At 59.4% G+C, this 20866-nt stretch carries 18 protein-coding genes; 9 read left to right on the forward strand and 9 right to left on the reverse strand.

The genetic code is table 11. From position 1 onward, the window contains the following. Nucleotides 1–159: 159 nt before the first annotated feature. The 4 genes from VN887_00795 to VN887_00810 form a co-directional block, all read right to left on the reverse strand. Complete coding sequence (locus VN887_00795) at nucleotides 160–1269, reverse strand: inorganic phosphate transporter (protein ID HXT38537.1); 1110 nt, start codon at nucleotides 1267–1269, stop codon at nucleotides 160–162. An 11-nt stretch (nucleotides 1270–1280) separates the two neighbouring features. Beyond that, nucleotides 1281–1910: a DUF47 family protein gene (locus VN887_00800; protein HXT38538.1), complete on the reverse strand. Its 630-nt coding sequence runs from the start codon at nucleotides 1908–1910 to the stop codon at nucleotides 1281–1283. Between the two features lie 57 nt (nucleotides 1911–1967). Then, entirely contained in the window at nucleotides 1968–3005 is a 1038-nt protein-coding gene (locus VN887_00805) for a zinc-binding dehydrogenase (GenBank protein ID HXT38539.1), read from the reverse strand. Nucleotides 3006–3088: 83 nt separating this feature from the next. Next, a complete protein-coding gene (locus tag VN887_00810) occupies nucleotides 3089–3244 on the reverse strand; it encodes a hypothetical protein (GenBank protein ID HXT38540.1) in 156 nt (51 codons plus the stop codon). A gap of 138 nt (nucleotides 3245–3382) precedes the next feature. Between VN887_00810 and purS the strand changes: the two genes are divergently transcribed. Together purS and purQ are read left to right on the forward strand one after the other, a co-directional pair. Further along, nucleotides 3383–3622 (forward strand): phosphoribosylformylglycinamidine synthase subunit PurS, encoded by a 240-nt coding sequence (purS, locus tag VN887_00815; GenBank protein ID HXT38541.1) that lies wholly within the window; start codon nucleotides 3383–3385, stop codon nucleotides 3620–3622. After that, the gene (gene purQ, locus VN887_00820; GenBank protein ID HXT38542.1) at nucleotides 3619–4335 is read left to right on the forward strand and encodes a phosphoribosylformylglycinamidine synthase subunit PurQ; all 717 of its coding nucleotides are present in this window, start codon (nucleotides 3619–3621) and stop codon (nucleotides 4333–4335) included. Before purS ends, purQ begins: the two co-directional genes overlap by 4 nt. Before the next feature lie 55 nt (nucleotides 4336–4390). On the opposite strand, the gene VN887_00825 is transcribed toward purQ, so the two are convergent. From VN887_00825 to VN887_00835, 3 genes are all read right to left on the reverse strand, one after another. After that, complete coding sequence (locus VN887_00825; GenBank protein ID HXT38543.1) at nucleotides 4391–5416, reverse strand: DUF1080 domain-containing protein; 1026 nt, start codon at nucleotides 5414–5416, stop codon at nucleotides 4391–4393. Nucleotides 5417–5483: 67 nt separating this feature from the next. Beyond that, nucleotides 5484–7043 carry a flippase activity-associated protein Agl23 gene (locus VN887_00830; protein ID HXT38544.1) on the reverse strand — a complete coding sequence of 520 codons (1560 nt, stop codon included), beginning with the start codon at nucleotides 7041–7043 and terminating at the stop codon, nucleotides 5484–5486. Beyond that, nucleotides 7040–7783, reverse strand: a complete 744-nt coding sequence (locus VN887_00835; GenBank protein HXT38545.1) for a hypothetical protein — start codon at nucleotides 7781–7783, stop codon at nucleotides 7040–7042. The genes VN887_00830 and VN887_00835 overlap by 4 nt, the downstream gene beginning before the upstream one ends. A gap of 157 nt (nucleotides 7784–7940) precedes the next feature. Here VN887_00835 and VN887_00840 point away from each other — a divergent pair, with 157 nt between their 5' ends. The 5 genes from VN887_00840 to VN887_00860 all read left to right on the forward strand — a co-directional run bounded on the left by VN887_00840 (nucleotide 7941) and on the right by VN887_00860 (nucleotide 18050). Next, complete coding sequence (locus VN887_00840) at nucleotides 7941–9374, forward strand: Gfo/Idh/MocA family oxidoreductase (protein ID HXT38546.1); 1434 nt, start codon at nucleotides 7941–7943, stop codon at nucleotides 9372–9374. Between the two features lie 156 nt (nucleotides 9375–9530). Next, nucleotides 9531–11921: a phosphoribosylformylglycinamidine synthase subunit PurL gene (purL, locus tag VN887_00845; GenBank protein HXT38547.1), complete on the forward strand. Its 2391-nt coding sequence runs from the start codon at nucleotides 9531–9533 to the stop codon at nucleotides 11919–11921. A gap of 252 nt (nucleotides 11922–12173) precedes the next feature. Then, entirely contained in the window at nucleotides 12174–15923 is a 3750-nt protein-coding gene (locus VN887_00850) for an immunoglobulin domain-containing protein (protein HXT38548.1), read from the forward strand. Nucleotides 15924–16029: 106 nt separating this feature from the next. Beyond that, entirely contained in the window at nucleotides 16030–17490 is a 1461-nt protein-coding gene (purF, locus tag VN887_00855) for an amidophosphoribosyltransferase (GenBank protein ID HXT38549.1), read from the forward strand. A 110-nt stretch (nucleotides 17491–17600) separates the two neighbouring features. Then, a complete protein-coding gene (locus VN887_00860) occupies nucleotides 17601–18050 on the forward strand; it encodes a DUF5069 domain-containing protein (protein ID HXT38550.1) in 450 nt (149 codons plus the stop codon). Between the two features lie 83 nt (nucleotides 18051–18133). Here VN887_00860 and VN887_00865 read toward each other — a convergent pair whose 3' ends face one another. Continuing rightward, nucleotides 18134–18451, reverse strand: coding sequence for a DUF971 domain-containing protein (locus VN887_00865; GenBank protein ID HXT38551.1), 318 nt, complete (start codon nucleotides 18449–18451; stop codon nucleotides 18134–18136). A 215-nt stretch (nucleotides 18452–18666) separates the two neighbouring features. Here VN887_00865 and VN887_00870 point away from each other — a divergent pair, with 215 nt between their 5' ends. After that, nucleotides 18667–20043 (forward strand): Nramp family divalent metal transporter, encoded by a 1377-nt coding sequence (locus VN887_00870; GenBank protein HXT38552.1) that lies wholly within the window; start codon nucleotides 18667–18669, stop codon nucleotides 20041–20043. A 6-nt stretch (nucleotides 20044–20049) separates the two neighbouring features. Then, nucleotides 20050–20478, forward strand: a complete 429-nt coding sequence (locus VN887_00875; protein HXT38553.1) for a universal stress protein — start codon at nucleotides 20050–20052, stop codon at nucleotides 20476–20478. Nucleotides 20479–20502: 24 nt separating this feature from the next. Here VN887_00875 and VN887_00880 read toward each other — a convergent pair. After that, the coding region (locus VN887_00880; GenBank protein ID HXT38554.1) for a 6-phosphofructokinase at nucleotides 20503–20866 on the reverse strand (364 nt) is incomplete at its 5' end.

Genomic DNA, 20866 nt, shown 5'->3' on the forward strand with positions numbered 1-20866 from the left:
GCCGGCGCCTGCATTGGAGTTTCAAGGATCCTTCCGCCCTGACCGGCACCGAGGCGGAAAAGTTGCGCGGAACGCGCGAAATACGGGAGGAGATCAAAAGCGCAATCAAAAAATGGATCGCCGAACGACACCAGACCGCGCCAGGTGAACCCTTTCAATTCAGGGCACCCAACCCGTGAATTGCACCAGGCGCATGAACAGGTAGGCAACGCCGGCGGTGGCGGGCAAGGTCAGTATCCACGCCCAGATGATGCGCTCCACGACGCGCCATTTGATGGCGTTCAATCGTTTGGCCGAGCCGACGCCCATGATGGACGAAGTGATGACATGCGTGGTCGAGACCGGCATGCCCATTTCCGCCGTTCCGAGAAGCACCGTCGCCGCGGCGGTTTCCGCAGCGAACCCATGGACGGGTTGAAGTTTGACCATCTTGTGGCCAAGCGTCTTGATGATGCGCCAGCCGCCCGCGGCCGTTCCCGCCGCCATTGTCAGGGCACAAAGCACCTTTATCCAAAGATCGATATGTTGATCCTTGGGGTTGGCAGCCTCCGGTGTGTAAAGAAAACCCAGCCAGGGTGGAAGATGATCGAATATGCCGGTCTGGGTGGCGCCCGCGAGGGCCAGGGCTATGATACCCATCGTCTTCTGTGCGTCGTTGGTGCCGTGGCTGAAACCCATGTAGGCCGAACTGACCAGCTGGAGTTTGCCGAAGAGGCGGTTGACCATCCCGGGTTTTGAATTCTTAAGCAAGAACAGCAAAAAGCCCATCACTATGAAGGCGATCAGAAATCCAATGAACGGCGAGAGGACCATCGGCAAAACCACCTTGTAAAGGATGCCGCCGCCGTCCCACCAATGCTTGCCGAGGGCCGGTGCCTTCGCCCAAATGATCGCGTTCCAGTCGTTGTGAGCGGCCGCAAACGCCGCGCCGCACAAGCCGCCCACCAGTGCGTGACTGGAACTCGAGGGAAGACCAACATACCAGGTGATCAGGTTCCAAAGAATCGCACCCACAAGCGCGCAAATCAGCATGTAGGAGGAAGACGAAGCCGGCGCGTCGACGAGGCCCGACGAGATCGTTTTCGCCACGGCCCCGCCCACCATCGCGCCGAAAAGATTGGTCACCGTCGCAAGCAGGATAGCCTGCCTGGGAGTCAGCACACGCGTGCCAACCACCGTGGCGATCGAATTGGCCGTATCGTGAAAGCCGTTGGTGTAGGTAAAAATCAACGCCACCAGGATGACAACAAGAACCAGTGTCAGCGTCATGATGGAGGGCGTCAGGAGTTCTTGAGGACGATGTTGTAAATGACATTGCCGGCGTCCCGGCAGCGGTCCACCACCTTTTCCAGCAATTCGTAAAGATCTTTCAGCATCACCACCTTGACCGGGTCGTGTCGGCCGCTGTAAAGGTCGCGATACAATTCGAGCATCAGTTTGTCGGCCTCGCCTTCGATGTATTGAAGCCGGTCGTTCTGCTCCTTCATCTCTTCGAGCTCGTGCCCGGCGCGAAGCTGTTTGACCATTGAAGTGATCGTGTCAGTCGCCTTTTCAAGCATGGCCGCGTGCCGCGAAAAATCCACGTCCCTCAGGCGTTCAACGCCCAGAACGAAGCGTTCAGCGAACTTCTCGGCCGTCTTGGGTATTTTGTACAGGGCGTTTGAGAGGGCTTCGATATCTTCCCGCTCCAGCGCGGTGACGAAAGTCTTCACCAGTTCTTCGCTGATCTGTTCGGTGATCCGCTTTTCCTTTCGCCGGGTGAGGACAAACTCGTCCAACGATTGATTCTGGTCCCGGTCCTTGACGGCCTTGACGAGCGCCTGAACGCTGGCCCGGGCCTCCTCGGCACTGGCTTCCAGCAGCCCAAAGAACTTATCCGCCTTGCCGAATACTTCTTGCAGGGAAAACATAGCCCTGCTTTCGTAACACGAAGGTTACAATTCGGGCGAGGAAAATATCAGCGAAAGCTAGGACGCGAAAGCCCGAACCACCAGTTTTCCAAGGACTGCCCGGTTGCGCAGCGCCGCGAAGGCGAGCGGCGTTTCGCCGAGCGGGAACACACGGTCAACGACCGGCCGCAATTTCCCCTCTGCCGCCCAGGCCAGCGTCTTGTCCAGATCCACGCGGTTGCGTCCATAGCTGCCGACAAGCCGCTGTTCTTTCACAAAGAAAGGCCAGAGATTCAGCTTCACGTCCCGTCCCGCGGTCGCGCCGCACGTCACAATCGAACCGCCGCGAGCCAGGCAATTGAACGCCTGCTCCAACACCTTGCCGCCGATGTGTTCCACCACCAGATCAACGCCGTGTTTCGCGGTGAGCTTGCGGACCTCTGCCGGCCACGATTCGTCGCCCGTGTTGACGACGTGTTCCGCACCCAGTTCGAGTGCCAGCTCTCTTTTTTCGTTTGTCGAGGCCGTGGTGATGACTCGCGCGCCGAGATGATTCGCAATTTGAATCGCGGCCGAACCCACGCCGCTCGACGCGCCCATCACCAGCACCCAATCGCCGCGTCGGACCGCAGTCCGGCAGGTCAGCATGTGCATTGCCGTGCTGCCCGCCAGCGTCAGAGCCGCGGAGGTTTCGAAATCCACGCCGGCCGGCAAGCGCACCAGGGCGCGCTCCGGCACCATCACCTTTTCCGCGAAGCCACCGTCGCGTTGCACGCCGACCAGTTCGCCGTTCATGCACAGTGATTCCTCCCCGCGCAAACAGAACTCGCAGCGCCCGCAGAAAATATTGGATTGAACGGCGACCCGGTCTCCCGTCTCCCAGTTTTTCACGCCGACGCCAACCGCGGCAATCCTTCCGGCGATTTCGCACCCGGGCGTGCGCGGCAACTGGACAGGAATCGGCAGGCCGCCCTCCTCCAGCCAGAGATCCAGATGATTCAAGCCGCAGGCGTGAACCTCAACAACCACTTCTCCGGCATCCGGTGTTGGGTCCGCCAGATCGCTGAGTTGGAAGCGGCCCGGCGCGCCGTGAGAGGTGAGTTGAACAGCCTTCATTGAAGGCACTCAATCTGGGAGGCCGGAAACCGGTTGGCTTTTCCGTTCGCCGGTCACGCGGTAGCGAAGCGTGGCGGGTGAAATCAATGCGTCGCGCAGCCGATTTTGCCGACGGCAATCGCGAATCCGACAAAGCCGGCTATCAACAACCACGGGTTTCCCTTGACCGCCATCAGGATACCCGACCCGAGCACCACGCCCATTCCGATCCACACCGCAAAAGCACAAAGCAGTTTCATGCCGGCAATGTTACCGGCCCGGGCCGGCGTTTCAACAGGAGATTTCAGGCGGCGTCCACAAACAAAAAATACTGGCGTCCGCGCCGCGCATTCCCCAACATCGGCCGCGGAAGTTTCACGGGTTTGTTCGGTTCTGACATGAAAGCCAAAATCATCATCACCCCCAAAAAGGCCGTCGTTGATCCCCAGGGCAAAGCAGTCCAAAGCGCCCTTGAACACATGGGATACAATGGCATCAACGCCGTGCACGTGGGCAAATTCCTCGAAATCGAACTGGATGGCGCCGACAAAGAAACCGTGCGCCGCCAGCTCGACGAAGCGTGTCACAGGTTTCTGAGCAACCCGGTGATTGAGGACTACAAGCTCGAGCTTGAATGAACTTCGCCGTCCTTCAATTCCCCGCTTCCAACTGCGACCAGGACGCCGTTCACGTGCTGCGGGATGTGCTTGGCCATTCGACCCGCTATGTCTGGCACAAGGAAACCTCCCTTGGCGACGCCGATGCCGTCGTCGTCCCGGGCGGATTCAGTTACGGCGATTATTTGCGCTGTGGCGCCATTGCGCGCTTCAGCCCGGTGATGCAGGCCGTCCAGCAATTCGCCGGCGGCGGCGGGCTTGTACTTGGCATCTGCAACGGTTTTCAGGTTCTTTGCGAGGCCGGTTTGCTGCCCGGCGCGCTGATTCGGAATCGCGACCTGCAATTCCACTGCGAGCATATCTTTCTCAAAACTCTCACGACCGACTCGTCTTTCACAAACCGGATTCCCCAGGATAAACTGCTCAAGATTCCCATCGCGCACGGTGAGGGCTGTTATTTTGCCGACGAGGAGACGTTGAACAAACTCAAGGCGGATAACCGCATCCTCTGGCAGTACTGCGACGCGCACGGCGAAATCACAGAGCAATCGAACCCGAATGGATCGCTTGGGAACATTGCCGGGATCTGCAACGAGCGCCGCAACGTGGCCGGCCTGATGCCGCACCCGGAACGTGCCTGCGAAACAATCCTCGGAAGCGCTGATGGCTGCCTGATTTTTCAAAGCCTCCTCCACGCGCTCGCGAAACGGCAGACAGTGGCGAAGGCGGCTTGAAGACGATCCGCCCCTGCCCGCTCTGAGATTGCCTCTGCTTTCAGCCGGACCGTTGTTACTTGACGATCGGCTTTAGAACGATGTTCCGGTATTCGACCCCTGCGTGGTCGCCCTGGAGGTAAATCGGACCGGGCCGCATTTCGTCCGAGGACAACGCGCCGCCCGTGCAACCGAGCAACGGCTGGTTATCAATGATTTTCCTGCCGTTCAGAATCACCGTCGCGTGGCGGTCGCACAGCGTGATGTCGAACGTCTGCCATTCGCCGGGGGGTTTCTCCGCGCTTTCGCTCGGTTTGATGCGACTGTAGATTGCGCCCATGTTGTGCGGGTCGAGCGGGCGGCCGTAGGTGTCGGCGACCTGCACTTCGTAGATACCGCGCAGGTAAATGCCGCTGTTGCCATCCTTCGGCACACGGGTCTCGAGTTTCAGATTGAAGTCCTCGAATTCGCGGTCGGTGCGAAGGTTGCCATAGGAAACATGCGGCCCGCCTTTGTGCTGGACGGGATTGTTGATCAGTATCCCGTTTCCAGCGCTCCAACCACTGACCTGGTTCGGATCGGTGAGCCGCCAGCCGTCCAGGTTCCTGCCGTTGAAGAGCGGGATGGCTTCGCCATATTTGACCTTGGACAGGTCCGGGGCGTGTGGAACGGGCGGAATGCGCTTGCCGGTGAACTCCTCCTGATCCATGCCCTCGCCGTTTGTTCGCGGCCGAAAGATCTTCAATTTCAACTCGTCGCCATCCGCCGTGGCGGTAATCAGGTCGGTGAAGCGCTGGGTCCGCACGACTTTGCCGCCGGCGTCCTTGCGCTGCACTTCGTGAGTGCGGGTCACATGGAGCGTGTCATTGAAGATGAACACGCTGTCCACCGGCTCGACGCTGCCGGCAATCCAGAGGATGCTGCCGTCGTAGTAACCCTTTTCAGCGGCAATCCCGAGCCAACCTGCTCCTCCGCCAGGAACGGTCAGGGCCCAACGACCAACAAACGGGTTGCTCGCATCGGCGGCGAATGCGGGCGCCCCGAGGGAGGTCAAGCCGAGTGCAAGTGAAAGAAAATGGGGAAGGTGCCGGGTGGAATTCATGTGTCCTTCTTAGTTGTTAACGCCGGCGGTTCAAGAAAAATCGCCCCGGCGGTTCCTGCGATGAACCTCAGTCATTTTCCGGAGGCAGAGTTTTTACGTAATCCCGCCAGAGATTGATCTCCACGTACAGCTCGAAGAAGACCTGCGGGCGCAACTGAAAGTAGCCCGCCATGAGATGAGTCTTCTGGGGCCGTTCGTCGAACGCCGCTTGAAATTCGGAAGAGACGATCATGATTGGCGCCAGCGGTTCCGACGGAATCTCGTTCCAGAACCCGGTCCTTTGAAATCGTCGCAGGTACCACGGAAGTGGCCAGTAGTCGTTGCGCGGCGACATGACCTTGACCAGGGTGCCGTGATTTTGAGGGGAAACGGCCGCGAGAGCTTCGACCTTGGCCACCAGTTTCAGAATGTCCGGCGAGGTCTGGGCATATACGTACGGGTTGAACTGGCTGGCGCAGAATGGAAAGCTGGCGCGCCACGCCTGCCAGCCGAGTTGCGCCGACGCGATAACGAGCGCGGCGCACGCGACCCATTTCAATCGTCCCTCTCCGCACATCCGCACCACGGCGGCCGCGCCCACGCCCGCCAGCAATATCATCCCATGCAGAAGGCCCAGAACGCACCACGGCGTTTTGTAAGGAAGCACCGTATAAATGAGCGTCATCCCTGCGGTGTAGAAGGCGATGACCCGAATCAGCATGTCCTCGGTCGGACCAGGCCATCGCCGTGTGAAAGCGGCGACGCCTCCAACCGCTGTCAGTCCCGCGATCAACCCTTCGCTCCAAAACGGTCCGTTGCGGTAGTGAAAGAACAGCAACCGGCGCAAATAAAAATACCAAGGGTGAACATGCGGGGATTCCCCGCCCGCCCGATGCCACCAGATCAGATAGGTTTTCAAGGAATCCAATGGCCCGCCCGCGTTCCCGAAAAACGACGAAAAAAACGCCACCGACACGAGCAACGTGACTGCAAGTGCCGCGACGACGTGCCTCGATTCGAAATGCGCCTTGACGTCAACGCGTTTGCCGTCGGCCCATCGGCTCCACATCACTGCGCACCCGACGGCGGCAACCATTGAGACCACCGCGAACACGAACGTTTCCTTCGTCGCGAACATCAACCCCAAACCGGCGCCGGCGAGCAGAGCCCAGCCTAGGGTCTTTGCTTTCACGTAGCGCCAGGCACCGGCGAGGGTGAGTGCCGTGAAAAAAACCAGCAACATTTCGTGGATATAGTACCGGCTGTAGAAAACCATCGCCGGAGAAATGGCTGTAAAAAGAGCCGCCCACAGGGTCCCCGCCTTCCCCAGGCCGTCGGCGAGCAGGAGCAGCAACAGTATCAACCCAGCGCCGAACGCGACTGTCACGAGACGATACGTGGCTTCGCTGAATTGGTCGAAATCGCGCGACCCGCTCAACTCCGCGGATGCGGCGGTGGCGTATTCAAGAGTCGGACCATGGAACTCGTTCGGATCGTACCGGTAGGTGCTATCGACCCAGAGCGTGCGGAATCGCATTGCATTGACCCCCTCGTCATTGTGCATCGGACGAAGGTCCAACTGCGGCAAGCGAAGCGCGAGCGCCAGGCCAAACACGAGCAACATTCCCGGCGCGAACCACCGCTTCATTGGGCCGGCAGCGCGTAAACTTCAATTTCCGTATACGAGTTCAGCGCGTAGTCGGTGTTGCCTTTGCTGTAACAGCGGACGTATCTGGCCCTGGTTCCCTTTGCGTCAATCAACTTGCCTTCGTGGTTTTCAAAGTATTCCCGGTCGGTGCCGACTCCGAGGCCCGAACTGTTGTCCTGGTCGTTGTTGAAAAGCGTGTGAACGCCGTTTTTGAATTCGGGGTCATCGGACACCTGCACGATCACGTCCCGGTAAACGACCGGGGATTTGTGTTCGTGCCAGAGCAGGATCGCATAAAGATTGAATTCACCCTGAAGATCGACCTGCACCCACTGGGTGCGTCGGCGCAACGTCACCACGTTTTCATCGAACGCGTCTTTCTTTCCATCCGTGATTTGCTTCAGGTCGCCCGAGATGGGACTGGAGTCGCTGCTGGTCACCGGCCTGCCCGCCGCGACGTTCTTGACTCCTTTGGGCGCGAGGAATGGCGGGCGGGGCTTGCCGGACGGCTTCTCGGCGGTCGTGTCCGGCGGCATGTCCTTGGGCGTACCTTCATAGCCCGCGGGCGGCAGATTCAACGGCAACGGAGCCAGCTCGCCCGCCGGCTTTTGGGACGAATCAGGAGCGGCGTCTGCCGCCCTGCATTTGTCCGCAGAGAAAAAAAATGGCACAGCGACCAAAGCGGTGGCCGAAACGAGCTGCGAAAGGCGCCGGGTCAACGAAGAATGTTTCTGGTTCATGTTGTCTTATGAGCTTCCAAATCAATGTTGCGGGGTTGGATTACCAGAGAGCGCAGTTTTGGGCAAGACGGTTAAATCGCCTTCGAGCGTGTTCCCGCTCGCGCGCCTCCGAAAATGGACTTGTGTTACCGCGCACGGGCGGGTATTCGTCAACCTCATGAAAAAGCAAGTTACCTTCTCAAGGCACTCTCGTCGTCAGTTCATCAGGTATTCCTCGCTGGCCGTTGGCGGAACGGTTTTGACCGGCCCCTATCTGCTTCGCGCGCGGAACCTGAATGACAAAGTGAACATCGCCCAGATCGGCGCTGGCGGAAAAGGCTCGAGCGACACGGACTGTTGCTCCTCCGAGAACATCGTCGCCCTTTGCGACGTCGATCAAAGGACCCTCGACAACCGGCATCAGAAGTATCCCGGGGCAAAAGTTTTTCGCGACTACAGGAAGATGCTCGATCAGATTCACCGCGACATTGATGCGGTTATCGTCAGCGCCCCGGACAACCACCACGCCTGCGCCGCCATCATGGCGATGAAACTGGGCAAGCACGTTTACTGTCAGAAACCGCTCACCATTTCCGTTTACGAAGCCCGCCTGATGCGGAAGGTTGCGGCGGACAAGAAGGTGGTCACGCAGATGGGTAATCAGGGAAGTTCGGAAAGCGGACTCCGTCGGGCCGTTGAAGTCATTCAAGCCGGCGCCATCGGCTCTGTCCACCAGGTGCATGTCTGGTCCAACCGCCCGATCTGGCCTCAGGGCATGGATCGTCCGCCGGGCTCGGATCCCGTTCCGCCGACGCTGGATTGGGATCTGTGGATCGGCCCCGCGCCCATGCGACCTTACAAGGGCAACCGGACCTATCACGATTTCGCCTGGCGCGGCTGGCAGGATTTCGGCACCGGTGCGCTCGGCGACATGGCGTGCCACACCTCCAACATGCCATTCCGTGCGCTCAAACTCGGTTATCCAACCGAGGTTCAAGCAGAGACGTCCCACATGAACCGTGAATCCTATCCGCTCAAATCGAAGATTCGTTTCGAGTTTCCGGCGCGCGAAGGACTCGCGCCCGCTCAGTTCTGGTGGTACGACGGCGGCAATCCAAGACCGAACGACCCCTATGCTCACGATGGCAACAACAAACCTCCGAAGGACATCACGGCGGACATTGAGGAAATGCTGGGCAAAATGCCGGGCAGCGGTTGTTTGCTCATCGGCGACAAGGGCAAGCTGTTTTCGCCCGATGATTACGGCGCGAAATTCTTCATCAAGTTGAAGGACGACAAGGAATACACTGACGGAACGAAACACGAAGCCGTCAAAGATATTCCGCAAACAATCCCGCGAAACACACTCAGCCCGGATACTGATCGTCGCCACCACCTCGAATGGATCGATGCCATCAAGAAGAATGACCCCCTGGCTGCATACTCTCGTTTCGACATCGCGGCCTACCTGACCGAGATCATCCTTCTCGGCGACGTCGCCATGCGCGCCGGGCAGAAACTGGAGTGGGATGGCCCCAACATGAAGGCCAAAAACACTTCCGCTGCGGAGCAATTCGTCAAACGCCAGTTCCGCAAGGGCTGGAAACTCTGATCGGCAGATCTGCGCAAGCAGTCTCTGTGAGGCAAGGGCGGCCGTGCAAACGGCCGCCCTTGCCGTTTGCGATGGCTCGCCGATTTCGCCGCGCATCAGAATCAACTCGCCTTGCGCCCTCCTGTTGGTAGTTTCAGTTCGTCTTTGTAGAATTACATGATCGAACCCGCCATCACCCCGGATTTGGTTGCCCGGCACAACCTCACACCGGACGAATTCGCACGCATCAGGGAAGTCCTCGGACGCGAACCAAACTACACCGAGTTGGGCATTTTTTCCGTCATGTGGAGCGAGCATTGCTCCTACAAGAACACGCGCCCACTGCTTAAAACCTTTCCCACCAAATCCATAAAAATCCTGGTCGGCGCCGGCGAGGAAAATGCCGGCATCATCGATATAGGCAACGGACTGGCGATCGCTTTCAAGATCGAATCACACAACCACCCCAGTGCGGTCGAGCCGTTCCAGGGGGCAGCCACGGGCGTCGGCGGCATCATTCGCGACATCTTCACGATGGGCGCGAGGCCCGTCTGCGCGATCAACTCCCTGCGTTTCGGGCCGATAACGAGTGAGAATGGAGCGCCACGCGCTCCCGGCGCGGTGGCTGACGCCCTGTCGGCGGCAGACAGAAGCGTGCGTGATCCCCAACTCGCAAACAACCGCCGCCTCTTCGCCGGTGTTGTCAGCGGCATCGCCCATTATGGCAACTGCTTCGGCATCCCGACCATTGCTGGCGAGGTTTATTTTGACAAATGTTACGATGGTAATCCGCTCGTCAACGCGTTTTGCCTGGGTGTGCTGCGCCACGATCAGATCGCACGAGGTGCGGCGAAAGGTGTGGGCAACCCGGTTTTCTATGTTGGCCCCGCCACTGGCCGGGACGGGCTGGCGGGCGCCGCGTTTGCTTCGCAGGACCTGACCGAGGAATCCGCCGGGCAGCAGCGCGGCGCAGTGCAGGTCGGCGATCCGTTTATGGAAAAACTCGTGCTCGAGGCCTGTCTCGAACTGCTCGCCACCGGCGCGGTTGCCGGAATTCAGGATATGGGCGCGGCCGGTTTGACCTGCTCGACCTGTGAAACCGCCGCCCGGGCAGGCACCGGCATCGAAATCGAGTTGGGCAAAGTTCCTCAGCGCGCGCCGGACATGACGCCTTACGAAATCATGCTGAGCGAATCGCAGGAGCGGATGCTCATCATCGTCCACAAGGGGCGCGAAGAGGAGGTCAAACGCGTCTTCGACAAGTGGGACCTGCCGTGGGCGGAGATCGGTTTCGTGACCGACACGGGCCGCATGATCGTCAGGAATCACGGCAAGGTGGAGGTTGACATCCCGGCCAAAAAAATCTCCGATGAATCGCCGGTTTACCGGCGCGAGGCGAAAGAGCCTGAATACTTGAATGCCGTCCGCGCCTTCCGTCTGGCCGGGATCACTGACACAACGAATCCCGTCGATGATTTGAAACGATTGCTGGCCTGGCCGACCATCGCGTCGAAAAACTGGGTTTATCGGCAATACGACCACATGGTGCGCGATGGGTCAGTGATTTGCCCCGGCTCGGACGCGGCAGTGGTTCGCATCAAAACGGACAGTCTTCCCGGTTTGGAGGATGCGAGCGCCATGCGGGCGACGACCGAAAAATTCATTGCGCTCACCGTTGATTGCAACGCCACTTACGTTTATCTCGATCCCTACGAAGGGGGCAAAATCGCCGTGGCCGAGGCGGCGCGCAATCTCGCGTGTTCGGGCGCTGCGCCGCTTGGCACGACCGACAACCTCAATTTCGGCAATCCGCACAACCCCGAAATCTTCTGGCAATTGAAGGAATCGGTTCGCGGGCTGGCCGAAGCCTGCCACGTCTTCAACGCGCCCGTCACCGGCGGAAACGTGAGTCTTTACAATCAAAGTCCCGACGGCGCGATCGATCCAACCCCCACCGTGGCGATGGTGGGTATCATCGAAAAACCGGAGCACATCACCACGCAATGGTTCAAAGACGAAGGAGACGTGATTATTCTACTTGGGGATGCGATGGACGTAAATGATCCCCTGCACGGCCTCGGCGGATCGGCTTATTTGAAAACGATTCACGGACTGAAAACCGGCACACCGCCGCGTTGCGATCTCGCCAGAGAGAAGACCCTGCACGATACGCTGCGCGGCTGGATCCAGTCCGGGGCGGTCAAGAGCGCGCATGATTGCAGCGAAGGCGGGTTGGCTGTGGCACTGGCGGAATGTTGCATTTCGCAGCTTACAGCCCGTAATACACCCCGGTTGATCGGCGCGCAGGCCGATTTGTCAACTGTGACAGCCCCTCGTCTCGACGCCCTGCTGTTCGGCGAAGCGCAGTCGCGCGTCGTGATCTCGGTTGCGCCCCAGTTTGCGGCCAAGATAGTGGCGCAGGCGAAAATCCTGGAATTCCCGGCGGCAAAACTCGGCGTGGTTGGAGGTCTCACATTGCAAATCAAGACCTCGGATAGCCGGTTGACTTGGGACCTGCCGGAGCTGCACGACCTCTGGTGGAACAGCATCGCGCGAGCGATGGAGTGAAGTGACACCAAAGCGCTGCATCCGCGGCACCAAACTTCCTTTCGTTCCGTTTTAGGCCGTGCTTTGCCAATCGAAGGAGAATCCTCTCGATTCGCATTGATTTTCTTGCCGATTTGGTTATCCTGCGGCGCCAGGAAAGGAAAAGTCATGGGGAATGAATGCCGGCACGCGCTTTGCGTGACGAAAAGGAGACCAGCTTCAATCTTGAAGTGCGGATCGCGGGCTCTGGCGATCGCTGCTTGGTGTATCTGTGTGGCCGGCGACGGTCTGCTTGCCCAGGCGCCGGTGATTACCCGGCAGCCGCAAAGCCTCAACGTGGCACCCGGAATGAGAGCCGTGTTCAGTGTCCAGGCCAGTGGTTCGGCATTGCGGTATCAATGGCAGTTCGGCACAGCGGACATTTCGAACGCCACGAACCAGACTTACACAATTACCAACGTCACACCTGCGAATGCCGGCAATTACCAGGTGGTCGTTACCAATGCTTCCGGCAACGTGCCCAGCGCGCCCGCCGCGCTGTTGCTCGGTCCGATCCTTGCGTGGGGCGAAACCAATCTTCCCCCCAATAACCAGACTCAGCTCGTGTTGCCCCTGGCATTGACGAATGCCGTTGCCATCACCGCAGGTGACAGCCACGGATTGGGATTAAGGCCGGATGGCACCGTCGCAAGTTGGGGCTCCGGTCTCTCAGGCGCCACTAACGTGCCTGTCGGATTGACCAACGTCATTGCTATTTCCGCCCGTGTCAATGATTCGGGCGCACTGCGCGCGGACGGTACGGCCGTCGTTTGGGGCAACAACAGCTTTCAGCAGACGAATGTTCCTTCGGGTCTAACCAACGCCGTTGCCCTGGGCGTTGGTGGCGATTTTTGCGCCGCGCTCAGAAGCGATGGAACGGTTGTGGCGTGGGGAAACAACAGCTTCTCCCAGATATCGGCGGCCACAAATCTGTCAGGAACGGTCGCGATTTCTCTGGGCAGTTCTCATGGCCTTGCTCTGCTGGACAATGGTCGGGTTGCGGCCTGGGGCAGAAACACAGAAAAACAATGTGTCGTTCCGGGAGATCTTGCCAATGTGGTGGCCATTGCTGCGGGTGATTCTCACAGCCTGGCGCTGCGCGATGACGGCACCGTGGTGGCCTGGGGCAGCAACACTTCCGGGCAGACCAATGTGCCGACGGGTTTGACGAACGTGGTGGCCATTGCGGCGGGCGTGGCCCACAGCCTGGCCATGACCGACGACGGCAGGATTGTCGGCTGGGGTCTGAACGGCAGCGGACAAAGCGCGGCTCCGACGGGAGCGACCAATATTCTTTCACTTGCAGCGGGCCACTTTTTTTCCTTGGCGTTTGAAGGAACCGGAGCGCCGATGCCCACAGCGCGGCAGGTGGAGCACAACATCCTGCAAGATGAAAACCTCAATCTCGAAGCGATGGTGGCCGGCGCGCAACCGTTGAATTACCAGTGGCGGTTCAATGGTGTCGATATTGTTGGCGCAACCAACGCGGCGCTGTCGATTACCGGTGTTCAACCCGACAATGCCGGCATGTATTCGGTGGTCGTCACGAACGGTTTTGGCTCGATCACCAATCAGGTCGCCTCGGTAACAGTCCGCCAGCTTCAAACGATCGCCGCGTGGGGACTCAATGGCAACGGACAGGCCAGTGTTCCCGCTGGTCTTTCCGACGTGAAAGCCGTCAGCGCCGGCGGCGCGCATGTGCTCGCGTTGCTCGAGGACGGGAGCGTTTCGGCTTGGGGAAACAATCGGTACGGCCAGGCTGACGTTTCCCCTCTTGCAACAAACGTCGTTGCGATCGCTGTCGGGGCGCAACACAGCGTGGCGCTCCGCGGTGATGGTACAGTCGTTGTCTGGGGCGGTACCACGTTTTCGGTCAGCCATCCGACCTTCCCTCCGACTGGAGTTAAAGCCATCGCCGCCGGCAACGAATACAGCCTGGCACTTTTATCCAATGGAACGGTGACAGGTTGGGGAGGTTTTCCAGCTCCCTCCGGGCCGCTCTGGGTGCCACCTTCGGGACTTTCCGGCGTGACTGCCATTGCGGCCGGTGACACACACGCCGCTGCGTTAAGAAATGACGGAACAGTCGTAGTGTGGGGCTCAAATTTTGCCGGCCAGACCAATGTTCCCGCCGGATTGTCCAACGTAGTCGGCATTGCCGCCGGCTACGCGCACATGCTCGCGGTCAAGAGTGACGGCGCCATAGTCGCGTGGGGGCTTAACAACAACGGCCAGACGAATGTGCCGGGTGATCTCACGAATGCCGTGGCGGTGGCCGCGAACCTGAACCGCAGCGTTGCCCTTCGCAGCGACGGAACCATTGTCACCTGGGGACAAAACATTGCCGGCGAATCGGTCGTGCCGGCCGGATTGACCAACGTCATGCAAATCTCCGCCGGCGGGGACTTTACTTTGGCACTGGTTGGTGACAGCGCCCCGCTCGTCTCACTCCCGCCGCGTGGTCGCACAATTCTGCCCGGCGCCAGTCTGGAATTAACCGCAACGGTCAGCGGCACGCCGTCGCTGCTGTATCAATGGCAGCGGGATGGCGTTGATATTTCCGACGCGACCAACCTCTCCTTTTCCATCATCAACGCATCCGCGACGAACGTCGCTGATTATCGGGTGATCGTCACGAACCGTCACGGTGGCACGACCAGCGAAGTGGCAACGGTAACGCTCGGCCCGATCATTGCGTGGGGCAACAACGCCAGCGAACAGACCTGGATTCCTGCAGGTGTGACCAACCCGGTGCATGTCGCGGCGGGAAGCGGCCACTCCGTGGCGCTCATGACTGACGGTTCATTGATCGAATGGGGAGGTTTGTACGGACTCGAGATTCCGACTAATCTCGGTCTCTGTTTCGCTATCTCCGCAGGGGACTATCACACCGTCGCCCTGCTCGATGGTGGTGCGGTCGCAGCGTGGGGTGAAGACTCCTACGGGGAAACCAACGTGCCGGCCGGTTTGTCAAACGTCGTCGCGGTGGCCGCCGGGAGTTTTCATTCGGTGGCCCTGACAGCGGACGGGAACTTGGTTTTGTGGGGGGATACCAACTCCACAAGGCCGGATCAAATTGTCGGTCTTTCAAATGTCATTGCCATTGCCGCTGGCTCGCAACACTCACTCGCTTTGAGGGATGATGGCACGGTCGCGGCCTGGGGACAAAATCTCAGCGGACAAACCAATGTCCCCGCTGATCTCGGTGACGTGGTCGCCATTGCCGCGGGATTCGACCACAGCATGGCGTTGACTGTGGACGGAACGGTGGTTGCGTGGGGCGCTGGCGGTTCGAGTCTAGTCCAACCGCCCTCGGGACTCTCGAATGTCGTAGCCATTGCCGCGGGATTTGAGGGAAGTCTCGCGCTCACGAGCGAGGGTACAATTGTGGCTTGGGGAGACAACACTTCCGGCCAGGCGAACATTCCGTCTCCGCTGAACAACGTCGTCAGCATCGCCTCGGGCTGGTTCCATAATCTGGCCATCATCGGAGACGGCAAGCCCGTTGTCGTATCATCGGTTCCGAGGCGAACCGTGACGGCGGGTGGAACGCTACGATTGGCTGCGTTGGCCGCGGGGGCACAGCCGCTGAGATACCAATGGCAGTTCAAAGGCGGTGACATGGACGGCGCGACCAACGCGATCCTGACCCTGACCGGTGTGCCATTGAGCGCCTCCGGCAATTACCGTTGCATCATCAGCAACGATCTCGGGTCCGTCGATGGTCCGATTACCGCCGTGACTGTGTTCGGAGAATCGCTTCACTTCGAAACGACCCCGGACGCTTTAAGTTTCACCAACGGAATTGCCCATCTGCGGCTGGCGGGGCTGAGCGGCGCCGGCCCGGTGACGGTCTATGTTTCCACGAATCTCTCGGATTGGGAAACAGTATTCAGTCACGCGTCCACTACCGGCGCTCTGGACTTCGACGACACAACGGCAACGAACTCGGCGCGCTTCTACAAGGCCGTTGAAGGCCCTTGATCGAACCCTCGGTGCGGCCGCTTCTGAGACCCGCGCATAAAAGTCCAGTTGAGACTTGCGAGAAGCGTGGAACCCTTGTTGGATATGGCTGCGCGGACGAAGTGACATGCAGTATTATCCCAGACATTATTGCGGCGTGTTCGGCATTTACGGCCACCCGAGCGCGGCCGAACTGACCTATTACGGCCTTTACGCGCTCCAGCACCGCGGCCAGGAAAGCGCCGGCATTGTCGCCTGTGATGGCCGCCAATTTCGCAAACACGTGGGCATGGGGCTGGTGTCGCAGATTTTTGACGGCGACAAATTGCACGCGCTCGTCGGCAACATGGCGGTCGGACACACGCGCTACTCAACGACAGGATCGTCCCAGTTGAGCAATGCGCAGCCGATGACTGTTAATTCCTCCAAGGGCCAGATTGCGATCGCGCACAACGGCAACCTGACCAATGCCGCGGAATTGCGCGACGCGCTCGAGGCCAAAGGGCTGCCATTTCAGACCACGGTTGACAGCGAAATCATCCTGATGCTGCTGGCCCAACCAACACTGGGCGGAAAGGAAAACAACCTTGTTCAAACCGTCCGCCGCATCGAGGGCGCCTATTCGCTGATCATCATGACCGAGCAGGAATTGATCGGCGTGCGCGATCCGCACGGCTTCCGGCCGCTGTCCATCGGCAAGGTGGGCGACGCCTGGGTGCTGGCCAGCGAAACCTGCGCCTTCGATCTGATCCACGCGAAATTCGTCCGCGATGTCGAACCGGGAGAAATCGTCATCATCAACAAGGACGGGCTGAAAAGCATCCATGCCTTTCCCGATCACCAGCGCAAGGCGTTCTGCATTTTTGAATACGTCTATTTCGCCCGCCCGGACAGCACCATCGCCAACCGCAATGTTTACCAGGTCCGCGTCGAGCTGGGCCGCCAGCTTGCCCGCGAAAACAGGATCGACGCCGACATTGTCGTGCCGGTGCCGGACAGCGGGAATTGCGCCGCGCTCGGCTACTCGCTGGAATCCGGAGTTCCGTTCGAGATGGCGTTCGTACGCAACCATTATGTCGGCCGCAGCTTTTTGCAGCCGTCCCAGCTCATTCGCGATTTCAACGTGCGGGTGAAGCTGAATCTCATTGGCGAACTCGTGAAGGGCAAACGCGTGATCATCGTGGACGATTCGATTGTCCGCGGGACAACCTGCAAGTCACGGGTGAACAATCTCAAGGAGGCCGGCGCGAAGGAGGTTCACGTGCTGGTCAGCTGCCCTCCTCACATGAACCCGTGCGTTTATGGCATAGATTTTCCGGACCGCAGCAAGTTGATGGCGGCGAATCATTCCCTCGACGAAATCCGCAAATATCTCAACGCCGATTCGCTCGCCTACCTTTCGCAAGAAGGAATGGTGGCGGCCACCGGCCTTCCGGCCAGCGAGTTCTGCATGGCGTGCTACGATGGCAATTATCCCGTGCCTTACGATCCACTCGTGGACAAGCACATTATCGAGCGCCGTCGCGCGCGAGTCGAGAGCCTCGGTGAGGCGCTCGCCAAGGAGGAATTGCAGCCCGAGCTGCTCTGATTCTCCGCGGGTTGACATCCGCGCGACCTGCGGCACCTTAGCCTCACCTGCCGCCGGCTCGAGTGAGCCGGCTTCGCATTGAACAACAATAACTCGATCCAATTGAAATTATGGCCATCACTTCTCCTGATTTGACGAAACAACCGCCGCGCAGTCCCCGCGTGTGTCTCGGCGGCTACGTGATCCTCCCGCGAATGCTCGACAAAGGCCGGGCCACCGTCGCCGGCAAGAACGGCGAATACCACTACAATTGTCCCATGGACCAGCGGTTCCTCGATTTTGCGGGCGTTGATCCGGAGGCGCTCAAGAAACAACTCGCAGCCGGCAAGGGTGACTGGGAAATTCTGGAATGGATCAACGCGAACGCGAAGAACAAACCGACGGAGGTCCAAATCGCCGCCTGGTCAACTCTGGCCGAACGCCGTGCCCCGGCCGATCCCGAATCGCGCGCCTATTTCAACGAACTGCATTCCAAGGCCGCGCAGCAGCGCGAGGACATCGTAACCTGGTTTGATCTGCTCGACCTAGACGATTATGTCAGCTTCGGCGGCAAGGCATAAAACCGGCACGCGACACCGGAGTGTGGAGTGATGATCCGACGCAGCGCCAGGCTGCTGGTCTCGCTCCGCGCCCCGGAGCTCGGTCAATCCGACTCTGCGTCTCGGGTTTCGGCCACCTTTCTTAAATACTCGAACGAGTAAAGGCCGCTCGCATGGCCGTCGCCCCAGACCGGCTGAACGGCATAACCGCCGACGCTCGCGATCCGCCTGAGCTGAAACGCGTGCGCCGACAACGGGCGTTCCGGGTTCCTGTAAACATTGCCCAGGATGTCGGACTCGCCCTTGCACCCCGCGCACGGACAACAACGCCGCAACTTTTCCAGACCCACGAAATTCTCGGTGCCATCATCCCACTTGATGGCCAGTTCCTCGCCGATCTGCTGGATGTCCAACGGTCGCATGACTGGAGTTTAATCTTTGCGCGGCTACGAAGTCCAACAACGTCTATAAAACCGGGGGTGGATTTGGTTTCCATGTCAGGATCCGACCTTCTAGGATGCAACAATCCACGACTACACGACCACAGAGTTAGTATTAACTAATATTCATAGTTGACTCTAATACTCCATACCGGCTATGGTGCGTTCATGTTCGGATTTCAACATGCCTGTCCGTGATGACGGACCCGTCACATAAACCTTCTGTGCAAAAAGCCGGCTGGCGATTAGACGCCGGCACGCCGAGCCTGTCGGAAGTCCATCGCACCATCCCGGTGCCGGAGGGGTTGAGTTTCTGGCGCAAGATGCTGGCGTTTTCCGGGCCCGGCTATCTGGTCGCGGTGGGATACATGGACCCGGGGAATTGGGCCACCGACCTCGCGGGCGGGTCACGATTCGGTTACACGCTGCTCAGTGTCATCCTCCTGTCCAATCTCATGGCGATCCTCCTCCAATCGCTATGCGCGAAGCTCGGCATCGTCACCGGCCGCGACCTGGCGCAGGCCTGCCGCGATCATTACAAGAGACCGGTCGCAATTTCCCTCTGGTTGCTCTGTGAAATCGCCATCTGCGCCTGCGACCTTGCGGAGGTCCTCGGTTCGGCCATCGCGTTGAAACTGCTGTTCAAGATTCCGCTCATCGCCGGAGTGTGCATCACCGCGCTCGACGTGCTGGCCGTGATGTATTTGCAGAACAAAGGATTCCGCTACATTGAAACGCTCGTCGTGGTTTTGATCCTCACCATCGGCGGGTGTTTTTTTGCCGAAATGATTTTTTCAAAGCCGGACCTGGCCGGCATTGCCAAAGGATTCATTCCCAGTGCGGATATCCTGTCAAACCGCGAGATGCTTTACGTCGCCATCGGCATCCTTGGCGCGACGGTCATGCCGCATAATCTGTATCTTCATTCCTCCATCGTGCAGACGCGCAAATACGAGCAAAGCGCGAGCGGCCGCCGCGAAGCGGTCAAATTCGCGACCCTTGACTCGACGCTCGCGCTGATGTTCGCGCTGTTCATCAACGCGGCCATTCTGATTCTGTCCGCCGCCGCGTTTCACCACAAACACGAGGTCGGCGAACTGAAGGAAGCCTACCGATTGCTCAGCCCGACCCTCGGTGTCGGAATCGCCAGCGGATTATTCGCGGTGGCGCTGCTCGCGTCCGGACAGAACTCGACGCTGACCGGCACCCTGGCCGGACAGATCGTCATGGAGGGCTTTCTAAACATCAGGCTGCGTCCGTGGTTGCGGCGCCTGATCACCCGCCTCATCGCCATCGTGCCCGCGATCATCTGTCTGGCAATTCTGGGCGATGGCGCCGAGGACAAACTGCTCGTGCTCAGCCAGGTAATTCTCTCGATGCAACTGCCCTTCGCGGTCGTCCCACTCGTCCTCTTCACGAGCGAGCGGGCGAAGATGGGCGAATTTGCCAACAAATGCTGGGTGAATTGGCTGGCCTGGACGACGGTAATCGTCATCATCGCCCTGAACATAAAGCTGCTCGCGGACGTTTTTGGGATGACCGACCTGGCAATCAAGATTTTCCGGCAATCGTAGGTCCGCATGTACAAAAAAATCCTCGTTGCACTCGAAAACAGCCGCGCTGACCAGAGCCTGCTGCCGCACGTCACCGAACTGGCCAGACGCCTGCATTCACGTCTGCTGCTGGTGCATGTGGCCGACGGCTGGGTCGCCCGCAACTTCGAACAACTCAAGCTTGCTGAATCCCAGGAAATGAAGGATGACCGCGGCTATCTGGAGGCGGCCGCGGGCAGGCTGCGGGCGGAAGGTCTGGAAGTCTCCGCTCATCTCGCCCTCGGTGATCCGCCCACGGAAATCATCCGGACCGCCGAACGCGAACAGTGCGATCTGATCGCGATGACAACGCATGGGCACCGGTTGATTGGCGATTTGATCCTGGGCAGCACCATCCATGAGGTCCGTCACAAGACGACCATCCCCGTCCTGCTGGTGCGGGCGGCCGAAAAATAGCGTCCCGCGCCAACCGCCGCCGTTTCAAATCCGCGCCACCAGATCCGTATCTCCGGCTCGAACGCGCGCCGGCAATTTTTTCTCAACAGGCGCCTTCTCCAGCACGACGAACCTCGGGAGGCCGCCCTCATCCGGCAGACGCAGCTCACCTTCAATGAGCGGCCGCGCGTACTGAATGAACTTTTCGTTCGGCAGAAAACCGTCTTCGCTCATCCAATCGCGCGGAATGAAATGCTCGACATTGGCGATGTCGCCCAGCGGCTGGAGATCGGTGGTCCACTTGTAGGGATTGTTTTGGAGGCGCATTAGTTTGACCATGAATCCGCTCCGGCCCCCGACGGCGGCGCGCACCGCGGCTTCCCCGCACGCGGCGGCTTCTTCCACGTCA

The sequence above is a fragment of the Candidatus Angelobacter sp. genome (assembly GCA_035607015.1).
In the GTDB taxonomy this organism is placed as follows: Bacteria; Verrucomicrobiota; Verrucomicrobiia; order Limisphaerales; family AV2; genus AV2.